This is a genomic window from Asticcacaulis sp. AC460 (genome assembly GCF_000495795.1).
In the GTDB taxonomy this organism is placed as follows: Bacteria; Pseudomonadota; Alphaproteobacteria; order Caulobacterales; family Caulobacteraceae; genus Asticcacaulis.
Map to the genome: position 1 here is coordinate 250,685 of NZ_AWGD01000011.1, position 16,823 is coordinate 267,507.

A 16,823-nucleotide genomic window follows, 5' to 3' on the forward strand; every position below is an offset into this window, starting at 1 on the left:
TGCTGGAAGCAAATGAGACGGTGGGGGATTTCTTGGCACCGAAACGACGACAGGGCTGCGCGCCGTAAACGACGCACAGCCCTCTCAAAACATCCCGAACACCTACCAGACGGTGATGTTGGAGCTGCCCGTCGAACCGAAGCCTTCGGTGGCCATGATCTGATAGTTCATGGTGCCGAGGTTCCAGCCCTTGGACGCCCACGCATTGACGTGGTTGGCGAAGGTGATGGTGTTGTTGGTGCCCTGGCCGCGCTTGGACGTCCGCACGCTCCAGTACTGGTAGAAGGTCGCGGTGCCCTGGATGGACGGCGCATTGACCCGCTGGGTACGGTAGATGTTGTAGGTCCCGCCGTCGGTGGTCACGGTTCCCATGGACTGGGCCCCGCCGCCGGGAGGCGTGAACGAGCTGCCCCAGCTATCGACGACATAGTATTCGACCAGAGGGTTGGTCGACCAGCCGTAGAGCGTAAGATAGCTGTTGGTGCCGGCATTCCAGACCCCGGCATTGTAGCCGACGACGCGGGTCTTGGAGCCCGTTTGCCAACCCTTGCCGGTCACCATGTTTTTGTTGCCGGACAGGTTGTACGACGTGCTGTAATTGCCGCCGGACCCGAGCGTGATACACCCGGTGCCGCCGTCTTTCCAGAACGAATAATAGAAACCGTTATTGGTGCCGGTGGTATTGTTACATACCTGTTGAGCATTCACGGCACCTGAAAACACTAGAAACGCAGACGCGGCTGTGCAAGCCGCCACTATGACACGTGACAGTTTCATGAGTCTTCTCCTAATCCACGATTATGGATTTGCTTCCTTTTTCGAAAACGACACTGGCTTATGCACTATTTCTGTCGTTATGCCGCCGAATCTTCATTTGTATGACAAAACGTCGGACATAACTTCAAACTAGCCGGATAAAAACCTGCGTCAAGGTAGCGCTAACATACCGCGACGCAACCATGATTTGTAGTATCAATCGCTGTGCGCTTATGGACTTGACGTTTTTGACATGGCTGTAGGTAAAAACAGCCCCGTGTCACAGTTACGTGATGCTGCGAATGCGAAGTTAATTATTCTGGTCGGCGCCCCTATATTCTCCAGACATTATTTATACTTATCAAAGGCATGACTTGTTGCAAAAATCCACTATCCAAAAGACGTAATTCGCACCGCACGATTTAAAACTACCCCACCCGACGACACGAGCGCCCTCCTCCCTACGAAGTGGGGAGGGGAACCCCGAAGGGGTGGAGGGGTATTACGCAGGTTCCGCCTCCCAAGACTATCCAAACCATCCACATTGCAAATTCGTCCATTTGAGACTATCTTCTGTCTCATAGGAGACAGCCTCATGCCTGCGGCCGCCAAAACCCAAACCGACTGGAAAGCCGCTGATGGCACGGCCATGCTGTTCCGCACCTCGGCCCTGGAGCGCGACAGCTTTGCCCGCGAAGGCGTCCCGGTCGCCTATGTCGACAACCTGGCTGACCGCCTGGGCGAAAGCCGCTCCAAACTTTACGTCCTCCTGCGCATCCCCCGCGCCACGGCGGCCCGTAAAAAGTCCGCCGACCAACGCCTAAACCTCGACAGCAGCGATCGCGTGATCGGCTTCGCCAAGCTGATCGGCCAGGTCGAAACCATCATCCAGGAGTCGGGCGATCCGGAAGGCTTCGACGCCGCGCAATGGCTGAAAGGCTGGATCTCGCGCCCCTTGCCGGCGCTGGGCAATCGTATGCCGCAGGAGTTTATGGACACATCGGACGGCCGCGAGATGATCTCGCAGATCCTGGCCCGCAGCCAATCCGGCGCCTTCTCGTAATGCCCGCTACCCAAGCGGACAGCGTCGCTCTTCCTTCTCCTCCCCATTTTTTCAATGGGGAGGTGGCGAGCAAGCGCAGCCAGGCCGAAGGCCATTGGCAAGCGCGTCGAGACGGAGGGGTCCACTTTCCGCCTTCACTGCGCCCATCAGGCATCTCCTGATGCCCTCCGTCTACCGCATCGCCTCGACTTCGCCGTCCTACGCCTACGACGACCTGACCGGCAAGGGCGCGGAACTGACAGGCGGCCGCTGGAACCGCAAAGGCGTACCGGTCATCTACACGGCCAGCAGCATCGCCCTGGCCGCCCTTGAAACCATCGTGCACACCGACACCGGCGCCTGGCCGCTGAACCGTTATGTGCTGGAAATCGCCATCACAGACGACCTGTGGGCGGCCGCCGAATCCCCGTCCCTGATAACGCTGCCGCCCGTCTGGGACGCCCAGCCGGCGCCGAAGGAGACGCTCGATTTCGGCGATGCCTGGCTGGCTTCCCGCCGGTCTTTACTGCTGAAGGTCCCGTCCGTGGTGGTGCCGCTGGAAACGAACATCCTGATCAACCCGCGCCACCCGGACGCCGGCCTGATCAGGATCATCAACACAACGAAGTTCGTCTATGACAGCCGCATCCGACCGTGAGTCTGTCCCGCGATCACCTCACGCCACAGTCGCGCTGTGCGTCATAGATGGCGCCGCCACCTCTCAGATAGCCCGGTTTGCTCACCAGACAGTCCAGAGTCTCCTGATCCAACGTTGTCTTGATGTGCCATAAATCCTCGGAACGTCCGTCCTGATCCCGCAGTTGCATTTCAAGCACCTCGGCGTTCCCTTCCGTTTCGCCGTGAACCATTATGGCATTGACATGCCCGCCGCTCGACCGGGGGATGCAGCTTTCGAGTAGGTAGACCCTGCTCAGCAGAATCTTGTCTTCCCGGGACAGACTCAAGACCGGCCGCGGGTCGCCGCCACATTCTCCGCGTGGCTGACGCTCCGGCATATGCCCCCAGACTCTGTAGGTCGCCTTCGGTAGCTTGCAAACCGCGTCGAACTTGCTGGCCGGCAAATAACCGTACTTGCGAAGCTGCCGCCAGGCGGCGGCATCATTATGCGTGCGAAACCAGTTCTGCTGCATAAACCCCGCATTATCGTTGATAGACAAATACTCGATACTAAACAGGGGGATTTCCGGCACGCAGGTCACGCGGACGGTTTCGATATATTCATCCGCCAGAGCCGTCGCCGGCTGTCCGAGCCAGAAAACGCCCGACAGGAGCCACGGCAGCGTACAGCCGATCCGCGCAAGCTTGTGAATATTCATGGAATTTTGCATGTCCCCTCCACGGCTTCGATCATGCCCCAAGAGAACCAACAGGCGGTAAAAGCTTAGGGTAAATCTTCGGCGCCGCCGCGCCGCCAAAACGCAAAAGCCGCAGCCTTCCTCAGGCTGCGGCTTCAATTATCTCCTGCGCGAAGCGCCTAAAACGTCCTCCGTAGGCCCCAGAAGGTACTGCGTCCACGCTGTCCATCTGGCTTATCTGGCTTATCTTTGAAGGCGCTTCGCGCGGCGCCCCCTACTCCGCCTTTTCTTTGCGCAACCGGCTGTTCCAGAACCCGTAGGCGAAATAGAACACCAACCCGATCACCATCCACACCAGGGTAAACATCTGACTCTGGCGCGGCAAATTCCAGAAGATGAACACACAGCCGGCAATGGCGGCAGGCGCAATCAGCCAGTAAACCGGCGTTTTGAAAACGCGCTCGGCATTCGGCATCCGTACCCGCAGAATGATCACCGACAGGGCGACGGCGACAAAGGCGATCAGGGTGCCGGCATTCGACAGCGCCGCGATCTCCTTCAGAGGCACAAACCCCGCGAAGACCGCAACGAACACACCGGTCAGCAGGGTGATCAGGGCGGGTGATCCCTTGGCGTTGACCTTCGCGACCGCCTGCGGCAGCAGGCCATCGCGTGCCATGACGAAGAAGATACGGCTCTGGCCATACATCATCACCAGGATCACCGACGGCAGTGCGATGATTGCAGCCATACCGACCGCGGCGGCAACGATAGGATAGCCGATTTCGCGCAGGATATGCGGAAGCGGTTCGCCGCTGTTGGCGATCTCCCGGAAGGGCGCGACACCGACAGCCACGGCCGCAACCAGCATGTAGATGACCGTCGAGACGGCCATGGAACCCAGGATGCCGATGGTCAGGTCGCGGCCGGGTTTCTTCGCTTCTTCGGCTGAGGTCGAGACGGCGTCGAAGCCGAAAAAGGCAAAGAACACGATGGCGGCGGCCGCCATGATACCGACCTTTTCACCTCCGATTTCCTGGCCGATAAAGCCATAGGGCGCGAAGGGATCGTAATTGCCGGACTGAATGGCGGGCAGGCCCAGGACGATGAAGGCGCCCAGGGCGACGATCTTGATAATCACAAGGACAATGTTGATGGTGGCGCTTTCGCGCGCCCCGATCAGCAGCAACCCCATCACGGCCAGCGACACCACCACGGCCGGCAGGTTGACCAGTCCCCCGGCATGAGGCCCGTTCAGCAGCATGGCCGGCAGTTCCAACCCGATACCGTCTCTCAGCCATCCGACCAGGTGCGCCGACCAGCCGACGGCGACGCTGGAACAGGCCAGGCTGTATTCCAGGATCAGTGCCCAGCCGACAACCCAACCTGCAATTTCGCCGATGGCCGAATAGGTATAGGTATAGGCTGAACCTGCCGCCGGGATCATGGTCGACATTTCCGTGTAGCACAGGGCCGCACAGGCGCAGACCAGACCACACAGGGCAAACGACAGGATCACGCCCGGCCCCGCGAGACCGGCCCCGACCCCGGTCAGGGTGTAGATGCCGGTGCCGATAATGCCGCCGATCCCAAGCGCCATAAGGTGCGGCCAGCTCAAGGTCTTGGCCAGCGCCTTGCCGTCCGCCTCCGTTCTGTGCAGCGGCTTCAACGGTCCGAAAAATCCCATCAGGAATCCCCTATAAGTCTCATGCCAAAAAGTGGATGCCACTTTATGGATAAACATGAGGCGTTCTAACCAAAAAGAAGGCCGCAACCCCTTGGCAGGATTGCGGCCTCAAGTGTTAACCGGCTTTCGGCGTCAACTCAATGGTGGTTTCAGATGCACCGAGTTTAAGCCGGTAGGCGCCGCGCTCGATCGGCGCCGAAGTGGTGTAGGTCTTGCCGCCGGCCGTGGTGGTCGCGACATTGAGCCAGGCCTTCGGTGTCTTCGCCGTGGCGCCCGCCAGGGTCAGCGACACCTGGCCGGTCTTCGGCACATAGCGCACGGCAGCGATCTTGCCGGCATCGAGCGTCAACCACAGCCCGGCCGGGGCGATAAACACCCGTGAACGGGCGCTGTCCTTCGGTTCCAGTACGATAGCGTCGCCGTCCTTACGAACATTGCCGCCGAACCCGACCCAGCCGAACACCGGATGGTCGACCAGGTACGAGGCCGCCGCCACGGCATGGCCGAAGAAGCTCATGCCATAGTCGCCGTTCATGCCGTCCCAGTGCATGGCATCGGGGAAGGAGTGGAAGGCGGCCGCACCGAAGCCTTCGGAATCGATATTGGTCAGCGATCCCATCAGCCCGCCATAGGCGGCGCGCAGAAGCTGGATATCGGCCGGCTTGTCGCGATAGGCATCGAACAACGGCACGGCGTTCAGCGACGAACCGTAATGGTGCAGTTGCCGTTCGATACGCGATGTCTTGCCGGCATAGAGGAAGTCCCAGAACCGCCGCGCCGAGCCGTTATAGCCCCAGTGCGGGATGGTCGGATCGTAGGCCAGGATGACTTCGCGAGTCGAATCGGCGGCATGCTGGTCGCCGAAATAGCGCGCCCACATATAGACTTCCGCCTGGCCGGTCGAATCCCACGGCATTTCCGAGCCGAACGGATATTTCAACGTCTTCCAGTGGTCGGCGCGGCCCTTCATCAGGGTCTCGACCTCGCCGGCCAGGTCCGTGAAGCCTTCGCGCTTCAGGTCCTGCAGGATGTAGACGAAGACATCGCCTTCCATCTGGCCGAACTGGGTATAGTAGGGCGCCTTGGTCATCATCGCCTTGGTGGTCTCACCGGCGCGGGTGAGATAGGTCTGCCAGGTTTCACCCGTCGCCAGGCCGTCGTGATAGCGGCCCAACCGGTACAGCACCCACCACGCCGCGGCGACGTGGGGATAGTTGTACGACCGGCCGAGATCGGCGGCATGCTGACGATCCCAGGCCGACCACACCTTCCAGTTCAGCGAAGCGTCGTAGGTACCGGCCGGCATGGTTTCGTCATAGAACATGACCGACTTGCGCACGCCGTACTGGCCCGGGCCGTCCTTTTCCTGGATGCGGCCCCACAGGGTCTGCGACGCAAAGGCCTCGAACTTGGCGACCTCTTCCGGCACCGGATTGTCGAGCTGCTTCATGATGGTGGCCAGCCACGATCCGGCGCCCCCCTCGTCCGACAGGCCCGAAATCCACACGCGGTTGTCCTGGGTGATGATGGCGTTCTTGTCGCGGTCGTAGCCCATGATCGACGGGCTGCGGCCGAACGGATCGGCCGGATTGTCGTACCACTGCTTCGTCGTCAGGAAGCGACCCATATCGGCCACCACCTCGGTCTGCGGCTTGGTGAGCAGGTAGTGCACGGTCTGCATCGTGCCATTGGCATAGGTGATGTCGACGCGGGCGCGACCGCCTTGGAAATCCGGGATATGTTTCGCCTTCAGGGCGTAGCGCACCCAACCGGACCCGACCTTCTGTGCCGCGCCGATCTCCATCGAACCGCCGGGCCAGACCTCGATCGACTTGACCGGCGACGGGGCGTGCAGGAACAGCGCCGCCTCCATGTCGGTCGGCACGACATAGCCGGGCACGCCGACGGCAACCGGGCGCTTGTTCTTGATCAGGGTGGCTTCGATATCGCGGATCGACGGCGACAGGACGAAGCGCACCGCGTAGTCCAGCGCGGCGCCGGCCTGCAAGGTCATGATGCCGGTGGCGTTCCACTGCTGGACGCCCTTCCACTCGGTCTCGGCGAAACCGCCGGCATGGATCATCCAGCTATAGAAACCCTCGAAGGTCATGTTGCGCGGTTCGGGGTCGTTGTAGATCTTCAGCGACTTGTCGGGATTGCGCTCGTTCAGGATGGGTTTGTACAGCTCGAAAGACGCCGACTCGGTCTGCGGCAGGACCAGCAGCGATGGACCCTGGCCGTTCAGCCGGTTGACCTGCAGATAGCCGGCATCGAGCCCGACATAGGGGTCGTAGAAGCTGGCGACATCGTGGGCGGTTTCCAGGTCGCGGCCGGTGATGATGTTGTCGAACACCATGGCCAGGCCCAGGCCGCCGATCTCGACAGCCTGTTTCGTGACGTTGGTCACAGTAAAGCGCAGGACCAGGTCGCCGTTCTTGACCTCCCAGGTCCGCACCACCTTCAGCGGCAGGCCGGCGCCGAGGCTGGCGGTGATATCGGCCGAGGCCAGCGCGCCCTTCGGCTTGGGCAGTGCCTTCACTTTCGCCCGCTTGAAAGCGCTCGAATGGTCGCTCCAGGCGGTCTCGCCCTCGAAACGCACACGCAGGTCGATGTCGCCGAGACGATAGGCGCCATCATCGAGGCGCTGGGTAAAGCGGTTGGAGGGGCAGAAGTCGAAGCCGCCGGCCACACCCTTGGGCGCCAGCGAGACCAGGGTCTGCGAGGTGTCCTGCAGCGACAGCAGGAATTGCGGGGTCTCAAAGATCGTGGTCGCCGCGTCGGAGCTGTTCCACGGCAGATCGGCGGCCTTGGCGGTTCCGGCAATCGCCGTCATGGCCACGGTGCCGGTGAGCAGGGAACGACGATTTATCGAGGCCATGATACCATCAAACATAAAGGAGGTCCGCGGCGGCGTGATAATCGCCGCGGACGCTCAAGTGGACCAGGGGCCGAGGGGGAGGATAGGGATGAATCCCCGGCGCCGGCGGGACTGAGGCTACAAACCGCGCCGGAGAAGCACGTTGTGAAGCCGGGCCGACCGCCACGGGCTCAGGGAGAGCGAGCCGCGGCAATTGACTGAGTAATACAACCACCCTTCTGCCTACGCGTCAAATATAAATTATACGATTTTACAAATTGCTGATTTAAAAACCTTTCTCCTCCTCGCAGGCGTGGCTGAGCCATCTGAGATGAACCCCACTTCTCCTCTCCACGAAGTGGGGAGGGGGACCGCGAAGCGGTGGAGGGGTATCTTTCTTCCTTACTTCCTTTTCTTTTTCACGACCGGCCTCAAAATCGCCGTCGCTCCACCGGACCCGGCCAGGTTCAACACCAACCGATCGCCCTTCCCCACAGCCTGCGTACTCGTCACCAAAGCTGTCGGCGCCGAACCATCCTGCCAAACCTTAGCCTCAACCCCACCCGCCAGAAAATCCAGCGGCACCTCCACCGTCCGCGCCTGCTCATTGGTCATGGCGCCGATATACCAGACATCCCCCTTGCGCCGGGCGGTCACGACGAACTGGCCGATCTCGCCCTGCAACACCCGGGTCTCATCCCAGTTCGTCGGCACGGCCTGGATAAAATCGACCCCATCCTCCCAAGACCCGTCGGCCTTCCGGTAAGCCTGAGGCGCATCGGCCACCATCACCAGAGGACTGTCATAGACGACATACATGGCGATCGCCTGACCGCGCGTGGTCATGGTCACCGGATGGTTCTCGACGATCTCGAAGGTCTCCGGCGTCCGGTTACCGAAGCCACCCGGCGTATAGTCGATCGGCCCCAAAATCATCCGCGTATAGGGCAAGGTGACATTGTGGGTCGCCGTGATCCGGGTGGTCCACTTGTTGTACTCGGCGCCCAAGACGCCTTCCTGGCTGATATAGTTGGGATAGGTCCGGGTCAGCCCGGCCGGGGCATAGGCGCCATGCAGATCGACCAGCAGATGATGATCGGCGGCCTTGCTCAAAATCCTGTGGAAGTAGTCGACGATATCCTGATCCGACCGGTCCATGAAGTCGACCTTGATGCCGGCGACGCCCCACTTTTCATACGCGGCCAAAGCCTCGTCCATCTGCCAGTCCAGTTGCTCCCATTGCAGCCAGATCATCACCCGGACCTTGCGGTCCTTGGCATACTTGATGATGGCCGGCAGATCGACCGCCGGGATCGGCTTGGTGACATCCGAACCGGGCTTGGGCCGGGTCGAGGAGCCGACATACCAGCCCTCGTCGATCAGGATATAGTCCAGCCCCATCTCGGCGGCGAAATCGACATAGGCCTTATAGGTCTCGGTATTGATCCCCGGATTGGCCACCGGCGCGCGGAAGCCGTTCCACCAGTCCCAGGCGCTCTTGCCCGGCTTGATCCACGACGGATCCTTGACCCGCGACGGCGCGCCTAAGGTGGCGATCAGGTTCGACTCGACCAGATCGCGCGGGCTGTCGCCGACCATGATCACCCGCCACGGCGTCTTCACATCGCCGCCGCTGAACTTCGCGACGTAGGGCTTGATCGAGTCGCTGTCCAAGCGCGGCGGCAACCGCACGGCCACCCCCAGCTTGTTGTCGCCGGTGCGGCTGTAATAGCCGGCCGGATAATGCTCGATGTCGGACTCGGCCAACGCGAAGGCCGCGTCCCCCGTCTCGCAGACCAGGGGCGAATCGAACAGGTTGTGGTCGCGGATCAGCGACGCTTTCACCGGGTCGAACTCGCCTTCATGGGCGTTGTGAAATTTGCCGATGTTCAGGCCCCAACAGCCATAGTCGCCGGCAAAGGCAAATTCGGTCCTTTCCCCGTAAATTCCGAAATTATCGAAATTATGCAATGTATAGCGAAAGGCGACACCTTCGTCATAAACGCGAAATATCACGCCCAGCGTCCGCGAACCGCCTTCCTTGAAGGTCAGGGTCACCTCATTATACCGGTCGGGCGCGGTGGCGGCTTTTCCCGCCACCATGCGGTAGGTCTCATCGACCATCCGCGTGGCGACGTTCTCGACGGTAAATCCCTTGGCGCCGAAACCGACGACATCGGTGCGCAAACCCAACTCCGACGGCGCGATCAAAGCCTTGCCACGCAAGGCGACGCTGTATTTCGGCAGCCCCTCCCCGGCCTTGTCGATCGTCACCCGGATTTCACCGTCGGGCGAATCCGCCGTCCAGGTTTCGGCCTGGGCGGAACCCGCGGCCAGCAGGAGGGAAGCGACAATCAACGATCGGTACATGGAGGACCTCTGGACGGGCGGAACAATTTATGAATACTGTATACGATATTGCCTTGTAAAGCGGAGATCGCCATGCGCGCCTGGACCCTGGCTACGGCCCTGACCGTCATCCTCGCCGCCCCGGCCTGGGCCGGCGCGCCGGTCGGCGGGTGGGTCTTCGACAGCTCGCCGGACTTTCCCGGCTTCACCCGCCTGGTGGTGGCGGAAAAAGCCGGCAAGGTATCGGGCACGATCACCTCAACCTGGTACGGCGACCTGCCCCTGACCGATCCGCGGGTCGAAGGCGACACCCTGATCTTCAAGCTCTACAACGGCAATCCGCGCGTGACCATGACCGATATCGTCATAGCACCCGAAGGCAAGTCCGTCCGCATGACCGGCAAGGTGTGGTACCAGGACTTCGCCATCACCGCCCACAAGGGCTCCACTACCGAATTGAAAAGCCTCGATTTTCCGACCTACCCCCTGCCCGACAAACGCGTCGTGCCGCAGAAATCCCTGGCGCCCGTACCACCCATGGGCTGGAGTTCGTGGAACAAGTTCGCCACCGATATCGACGACACCACGATCCGCCAAATCGCCGACGCTTTGGTGTCGTCGGGACTTCGCGACGCCGGCTATATCTACGTCAATATCGACGACGGCTGGCAGGGCAAACGCGACGCCAACGGGGTTTTGCACCCCAATGAACACTTCCCCGACATGAAGGCCCTGGCCGACTACGTCCATGCCCGCGGCCTGAAGCTGGGCCTCTATTCCGGCCCCGGCCCCAAGACCTGCGCCGGTTATGAGGGGTCCTACGGCCATGTCGCACAGGACGCCAAAACCTTTGCGGAATGGGGTGTTGACTACCTGAAATACGATCTGTGCTCCGGCGAAGCCTTCTACAATACGGCGGAAACCGTCTACGCCAACTATCAGGAAATGGGCGAGGCGCTGAACGCCACCGGCCGCGATATCGTCTACAGCCTGTGCCAGTACGGCCGTTTCGACGTCGGCGCGTGGGGCCGCGATGTCGGCGGTCACCTCTGGCGGACCACCGGCGATATCGAGGACACCTACGCCAAGATGTCATCGATCGGCTTCGACAAGAATGGCGTGCCGAACCACACCGGACCCAATGGCTGGAACGATCCCGATATGCTGGAAGTCGGCAACGGCGGCATGACGCACGACGAATACCGCACCCATATGTCGCTGTGGGCCTTGTTGGCGGCGCCGCTGATCCTGGGCAATGATGTGCGCGACATGACGCCGGAAACCGTGGCCCTGCTGACCAATCGCGAGGTCATCGCCGTCGACCAGGATCCCTTGGGCGCCCAGGGTTTGCCGGTGAAAAAGGACGGCGCGGCCGAGATCTGGGTCAAGCCCCTGAGCGACGGCAAGGCGGTCGGCTTGTTCAATCGCGGGGAGACGCCTTTGACCATCACCGGCACCTGGACCGAACTGGGTATCTCAGGCGCCTCGGTGCGCGATCTGTGGACGGGTGCGGAAACCTCCGCCGGCGACGGATTCCGCTATGTGATCCCGCCGCACGGCGCCATTCTCGTGAAGGTGAAGTGAGCTACTTCGTCTCCGCCGGCGGGGTTTCGCCCAGCAGATTGACCGTGAAATAGTCGCGCAGCTTGTCCCAGTAATAGGGCTGGTACACGGCGTGATTGGTGTTGGGCAGGATCACCAGCTCATGTGGCTTCCCGGCCGCCACCAGGGCCTGGGACAGGCGATAGCTGGCCGCCACCGGGACGTTGTCGTCGATGTCGCCGTGGATCAGCATCAGCTTGCCCTTCAGGTTTCTCGCCACCGAAGCGTTGGAATTGCGCTCCCATGTCGCGTCGTCGGCAATCCCCATCGACACTTCCGGCCACCACGCCTTGTCCAGGCGCAGGTCGTGATTGCCCGATGACGCCACGCCGACCTTGTAAACCTCCGGCCTCCGCAGCACGAACCGCGCCGTGTCGTAACCGCCGGCCGAACCGCCATAGACCCCGACCCGGTCGAGATCGAAATACGGATATTTCCGCTTCATCGCCTTCAGCACCCAGATATGGTCATCCAGGCCGACCTCACCCAGGTTCTGATAGGCCGACGACCGGAAAGCCTGGCCGCGCTGCGAGGTGCCGCGGCCGTCGATCGTCACCACGATGGCGCCCAGTTGCGCCACCGAATTGACCGAACCGCGGACGTTATCGCCATAACTTTCTTCGAAACGGTGGGTCGTCGGGCCGGTATAGACGTTCTCGATGACCGGGTATTTTTTCTTGGGATCGAAGTTCTTCGGCCGGTAGATCATGCCGTAGAGCTTGGTCTTGCCATCGTCGGCGACGGTCTCGAAGACTTCCGGCATGGTGAAGCCGGTGGCCAGCAGCGCGGACGGATCGGCGCGGCCCAGCTCGGCAACGATGCGGCCATCGGCGCCGCTACGCAGCAGGGTCCGCGTCGGCTCGGTCGGGCTCGACATGCGGTCGATGAACCAGGCGGCGTCTTCCGACAGGGTGACATCGTGGTCCAGCGGCTCCGGTGTCAGGTTGGCGATCGCACCGTCCAGGCCGACCTTGTACAGGCTGCGGAAATAGGGATTGACGCCCGGCTCGCGGCCGATGCCGCCGACCAGGACCGGCCCACCATCGGCAATATGGGCAACGTTGGTGACTTCCCAGTCGCCCTGGGTCAGGCGCTGGCCTCCATTGGGATCGCTGCCGGCCGCGACATAGTAGAGCTGGGCCCAGCCGCTGCGCTCGGAGATGACCAGGGTGCCTTTCAGTTGCGGCGCGCTGACCATGGCGGTCGAGGTGACGGTGACGATCGGTTTGAGGCTTTCGCGCACACGCACGGTCGCGACATTGGTCGCCGGGTCGATGGCGTACAGTTTCAGCTCGCCATAGCCCCGCGCCTGCCATTCGTAGATGACCTGGCCGTTTTCCCACCATAGGGCGGGATTGCCCGGCCACAGCAGCGGCACGGCGGGCACGTTCAGATCGGTGACCTTGCCGGTGGCGACATCGATCAGGACCGGCTGGGATTGCGGCACATTGACCGCGCCGGCGGTCGGATAGACATAGGTGAACTCGCGCGGGAACTGGCTGCCCGGCGGATTGGGCTGGACCCCATGCCAGATATAGCTGCCGTTGCGCGACAGGCGGAAGGTCAGGATCTGCTTGCCGTCCTCCGACCATTGCGCACCGACCTCCATGTCGGGGTTTTCCGAATTGGCCGCCACCATGTCGCCCAGCAGCGGATAGTTGATGCCGTAGCGCGCGTCGTAGCTGCCGTCGGCGGTCAGCGGCGTTTCCTTACCCGTCGCCACCTCGGCCTTCCACAGATTGTAGTTGCGCGACACGATCCTGAACTTGCCGTCGGGCGAAACTACACCATCGGCTTTTTCCGGCCGCGCCTTGGCAGTGACCGCGCCGGCGGCGTCGATCGTCCATTCCTTGCCCCCGGCCGCCACCGTCAGCACACCGTCTCCATAGGCTGTCGGGCGGATATCGACCTTATCGCCAAGTTCCGCTCCGGCGGCGGTCAGCTTCGGCGCCAGGGCCGCGTCCTGGGCCAGTTCGCGGCTGGCGCCCGTCGCCGGATCGGCCAGCAGGATAACGCCCTTGCCCTTCACGCCCTTGCGGTAGAGCACACCGCCCTTGACGAAGCGCGCCTGCATATCCAGGTCGATGATCAACGGATCGATCTTGCCCGGCGCATACTGGTCCGAAGCGGCATAGCGGTCGGCGATGCTGACCGCCGGCGCGGCGTGGACGATGGCCGGCAGAGTGGCGGTGGAGGCCGCCAGGATCAAAGCCAGGGCGATGGAACGGTAACGCATGGATCAGTCTTCCGGAGTAACAAGAGTGACGGTCAGGCTACCGGAATTGCCGGCGAAGCTGACATCGTTGAAGCCGAGCGCAAGCGCCACGGCCGTTTCGGGGATGGGGACGCGCACGCCGGTGCCGATGACAAACGGCCGGCTGACCAGGACGCCGTCGGCATCGACAAAGGCGCCGATCAGGGCGTGGGCATTGGCGGGATAGAGGATCTTGGGGGTATAGAAGCTGGGGTAGAACTTGCCCTTCGGGCCTTTCTGGTCGTCGACGGCGGTGTCGGGCACGCCCGTCCCGTCGACCGCGGCACCACCGGCCACCGTTGTGCCGTCGGCATAGATTTCCAGCGAGCCCAGCATACCCGGCCCCAGACCCGAGACGATGACCGGCGGGGCATTATCACCGATGCCGTACTTCATCTCCTTGTTGGCCTTGACCAACCACGGCCCGGCCTTGGCGTCGACCTGGACGACGATCTCCTTCGCCTGAGCCGCACCGGCCAGCACGAAAACCGCCAGGGCGGCCGCAAATACACGCATCATTCAGTGGGGTCCTCTGCGGTCACGGTCGGCGTCTTGTAGCTGATCGTCACGATCAGCTCGCCGGAATTGTCGGAAAAGATATCATCGTTGAGGCCCATGGACAGGGCCACAGCGGTCTTGGGCACGTCGAGCGTCGCCTGCTTCCCGATGGCGAAGGGCTCACCGATGATCACCCCGTCGGCATCGACGAAGGCGCCGACCAGCTGGTTCAGGCATACCGGATTGTCGCTGACGATGTAGCGGCTGGGGAAGTAGCTGCCGGAATTTCCCGGCAGCGCGCCGGTAATGTAGTCGGACTGGCCGCCGGGCCCGAACGGCGGACCACCGCGCGCGGTAGTAGTGCTGCCGGTCGCAGTCACAGTGAGGGTGCGGTTGACCTTCAGGCTGATGCCGAAAGCCACGGCGGGAGCGCGGCCGTCGCCGCTGCCGAAACCGTATTTGCGATTGATGCGTGTGTCCCACGGCCGCGCCTGGGCCGAGACCTTAACGACTTTTTCATCGGCCGTGGCGGGGCCCGCCGCCAGCAGGGCCGCCAGGGTCAATAAAGACATTCCGATACGCACCAACATACGCCCCGCCCTTCCATAGAAGAAGGATGATGTTCGGCACAGTTTGGAGAGTGAGTCAAATATTTTATACGATATACGACTTGATTGCATATCCTTGCGGCCATAAGGTCATTGGAATAGAATGGGATACGATGATGATACGTAAACTGGTGGTGGTCGGCGGCGGTACGGCGGGCTGGATGGCGGCGGCAGCGCTCAGCCGCACCTTTGGATCGGCCGGTTACAGCATCACCCTGATCGAGTCCGATGAGATCGGCACGGTCGGGGTCGGCGAGGCCACCATTCCGCCGATCATAGAATTCAACCAGATGCTGGGGATCGACGAGAACGATTTCCTCAAGGCGGTCAACGGCACCTTCAAGCTGGGCATCCGGTTCATTAACTGGTCCGCGCTGGGCAGCGACTATCTCCACCCGTTCGGCGTCTACGGCGTCGACATGAATGGGCTGAACTTCAACCACCACCTGATGCGCTACCGCAAGGCTGGCGGCAATGCCGATTTCGGCCTGTTCAACCCCCAGACCGTAGCCTCGCGGCAGAACCGTTTCGGCCGTATGCAGGAGATCAATCCGCAGGCGCCGCGGGTCAACTACGCCTTCCATTTCGACGCCGCACTCTATGCACGTTACCTGCGGGCCTATTGCGAAAAGCTGGGCACCATTCGCCAGGAAGGCCGCATCACCAAGGTCGAGCAGAACCCGGAAACCGGCGACGTCACCGCTGTTGTTCTGGAGAACGGCAAGGTGATTACAGGCGACCTGTTTATCGACTGCTCGGGCTTTCGCGGTCTGCTGATCGAGCAGACACTGAAAAGCGGTTACGAGGACTGGTCGAAATGGCTGCCGTGCAACCGCGCCGCCGCCGTGCCGTGCGACAAGGCCGGCCCGGTTACGCCCTACACCACCTCGACCGCACGCGAAGCCGGCTGGCAATGGCGCATCCCGCTGCAGCACCGCACCGGCAATGGCTATGTCTTCAGTTCCGAGTACATGTCCGAGGATGAAGCCTCGTCGCTGCTGATGCAGCGCCTGGATGGCAAGGCCCAGGCTGATCCGCGCATCATCCGTTTCGTCACCGGCAAGCGCAAACAGCAGTGGAATCGCAATGTGGTGGCCATGGGCCTGGCTTCGGGTTTCCTGGAACCGCTGGAATCGACTTCGATCTGGCTGGTCCAGGAGGCGATCACCATGCTGCTGCGGTATTTCCCGCGCGACGGGATCACGCAGAACCAGAGGGACTGCTTCAACCGCGAAATGCTGGGTGCCTATGACAATGTGAAGGACTTCCTGATCGCCCACTACAAGGTGACGGCGCGCGAAGACACGCCCTTCTGGGCCTATGTCAAGCATATGGATATTCCCGACAGCCTGGCCTTCCGGCTGGAGTCGTTTGCGGAACATAACCAGCCGCTGGTGCGTAATCATGAGCTGTTCAAGGACGCCAGTTGGTTCGCGGTGCTGGTCGGCCAGGGGATGGAGCCCAAGTCCTATAACCCCATGGCCGATGTCATGCCGCAGGACGAGTTCCGCTGGCGCATGCAGCGGGTGCGTGAGGGCACGGCGGGCCTGGCCGGCATGATGCCGCAGCACGAGGCCTACCTGGCGAAGGCGTGTCCGTCACCGCAACGGGTGACGGTGTAAAAAAAGCCTCTCCTCGCTTTTTGGACGGGGAGAGGCGAAACGTCAGAAAGTCTCGCCGTAGATCTGGCCGTTATTGACCACGGTGACGTCGAAGTCGTTCAAGCGCACCGCATTACCTGGTGCGCCACCGACCCGGCTCAGGCTGTCACCCGGCATGGCCGCGTTACCGCCATTGCCGCCCGGCGCGCCGCGCCGCCCGCCGGAACCGCCACCGCCCGGCGTTCCCGCCCGG

At 62.0% G+C, this 16,823-nt stretch carries 12 protein-coding genes and 1 pseudogene; 4 read left to right on the top strand and 9 right to left on the bottom strand.

Annotated features, from left to right (window positions below):
- Positions 1 to 102: 102 nt before the first annotated feature.
- Positions 103 to 777 carry a glycoside hydrolase family 11 protein gene (locus ABAC460_RS32290; RefSeq protein WP_031236583.1) on the bottom strand — a complete coding sequence of 225 codons (675 nt, stop codon included), beginning with the start codon at positions 775 to 777 and terminating at the stop codon, positions 103 to 105.
- 574 nt (positions 778 to 1,351) lie between these two features.
- Here ABAC460_RS32290 and ABAC460_RS32295 point away from each other — a divergent pair.
- Both ABAC460_RS32295 and ABAC460_RS32300 read left to right on the top strand, forming a co-directional pair.
- Entirely contained in the window at positions 1,352 to 1,819 is a 468-nt protein-coding gene (locus ABAC460_RS32295) for an antitoxin Xre-like helix-turn-helix domain-containing protein (RefSeq protein WP_023452785.1), read from the top strand.
- A gap of 160 nt (positions 1,820 to 1,979) precedes the next feature.
- Complete coding sequence (locus ABAC460_RS32300) at positions 1,980 to 2,456, top strand: RES family NAD+ phosphorylase (RefSeq protein WP_023452786.1); 477 nt, start codon at positions 1,980 to 1,982, stop codon at positions 2,454 to 2,456.
- 13 nt (positions 2,457 to 2,469) lie between these two features.
- Here the strand turns inward: ABAC460_RS32300 and ABAC460_RS32305 are convergent, their stop codons facing one another.
- The 4 genes from ABAC460_RS32305 to ABAC460_RS32320 form a co-directional block, all read right to left on the bottom strand.
- The gene (locus tag ABAC460_RS32305; RefSeq protein ID WP_023452787.1) at positions 2,470 to 3,147 is read right to left on the bottom strand and encodes a hypothetical protein; all 678 of its coding nucleotides are present in this window, start codon (positions 3,145 to 3,147) and stop codon (positions 2,470 to 2,472) included.
- 241 nt (positions 3,148 to 3,388) lie between these two features.
- Positions 3,389 to 4,801 carry an amino acid permease gene (locus tag ABAC460_RS32310; RefSeq protein ID WP_023452788.1) on the bottom strand — a complete coding sequence of 471 codons (1,413 nt, stop codon included), beginning with the start codon at positions 4,799 to 4,801 and terminating at the stop codon, positions 3,389 to 3,391.
- A 115-nt stretch (positions 4,802 to 4,916) separates the two neighbouring features.
- Positions 4,917 to 7,694 carry a DUF5695 domain-containing protein gene (locus ABAC460_RS32315; protein ID WP_023452789.1) on the bottom strand — a complete coding sequence of 926 codons (2,778 nt, stop codon included), beginning with the start codon at positions 7,692 to 7,694 and terminating at the stop codon, positions 4,917 to 4,919.
- Positions 7,695 to 8,060: 366 nt separating this feature from the next.
- On the bottom strand, positions 8,061 to 10,028 hold the full coding sequence (locus ABAC460_RS32320; RefSeq protein WP_023452790.1) for a glycoside hydrolase family 97 protein: 1,968 nt from the start codon (positions 10,026 to 10,028) through the stop codon (positions 8,061 to 8,063).
- 72 nt (positions 10,029 to 10,100) lie between these two features.
- On the opposite strand from ABAC460_RS32320, the gene ABAC460_RS32325 reads away from it, so the two are divergent.
- Positions 10,101 to 11,591, top strand: a complete 1,491-nt coding sequence (locus ABAC460_RS32325; RefSeq protein WP_023452791.1) for a glycoside hydrolase family 27 protein — start codon at positions 10,101 to 10,103, stop codon at positions 11,589 to 11,591.
- Position 11,592: 1 nt separating this feature from the next.
- Here ABAC460_RS32325 and ABAC460_RS32330 read toward each other — a convergent pair whose 3' ends face one another.
- Genes ABAC460_RS32330 through ABAC460_RS32340 form a run of 3 tightly spaced genes read right to left on the bottom strand, consistent with a single transcriptional unit; the run spans position 11,593 to position 14,951 of the window.
- A complete protein-coding gene (locus ABAC460_RS32330) occupies positions 11,593 to 13,845 on the bottom strand; it encodes a S9 family peptidase (RefSeq protein WP_023452792.1) in 2,253 nt (750 codons plus the stop codon).
- 3 nt (positions 13,846 to 13,848) lie between these two features.
- Entirely contained in the window at positions 13,849 to 14,382 is a 534-nt protein-coding gene (locus ABAC460_RS32335) for a hypothetical protein (protein WP_023452793.1), read from the bottom strand.
- Positions 14,379 to 14,951: a hypothetical protein gene (locus tag ABAC460_RS32340; RefSeq protein ID WP_023452794.1), complete on the bottom strand. Its 573-nt coding sequence runs from the start codon at positions 14,949 to 14,951 to the stop codon at positions 14,379 to 14,381. Before ABAC460_RS32340 ends, ABAC460_RS32335 begins: the two co-directional genes overlap by 4 nt.
- A gap of 134 nt (positions 14,952 to 15,085) precedes the next feature.
- Here ABAC460_RS32340 and ABAC460_RS32345 point away from each other — a divergent pair, with 134 nt between their 5' ends.
- The gene (locus tag ABAC460_RS32345) at positions 15,086 to 16,591 is read left to right on the top strand and encodes a tryptophan halogenase family protein (protein WP_031236586.1); all 1,506 of its coding nucleotides are present in this window, start codon (positions 15,086 to 15,088) and stop codon (positions 16,589 to 16,591) included.
- A 42-nt stretch (positions 16,592 to 16,633) separates the two neighbouring features.
- Here ABAC460_RS32345 and ABAC460_RS50095 read toward each other — a convergent pair.
- A pseudogene (locus ABAC460_RS50095) lies at positions 16,634 to 16,823 on the bottom strand (hypothetical protein); the annotation flags it as partial.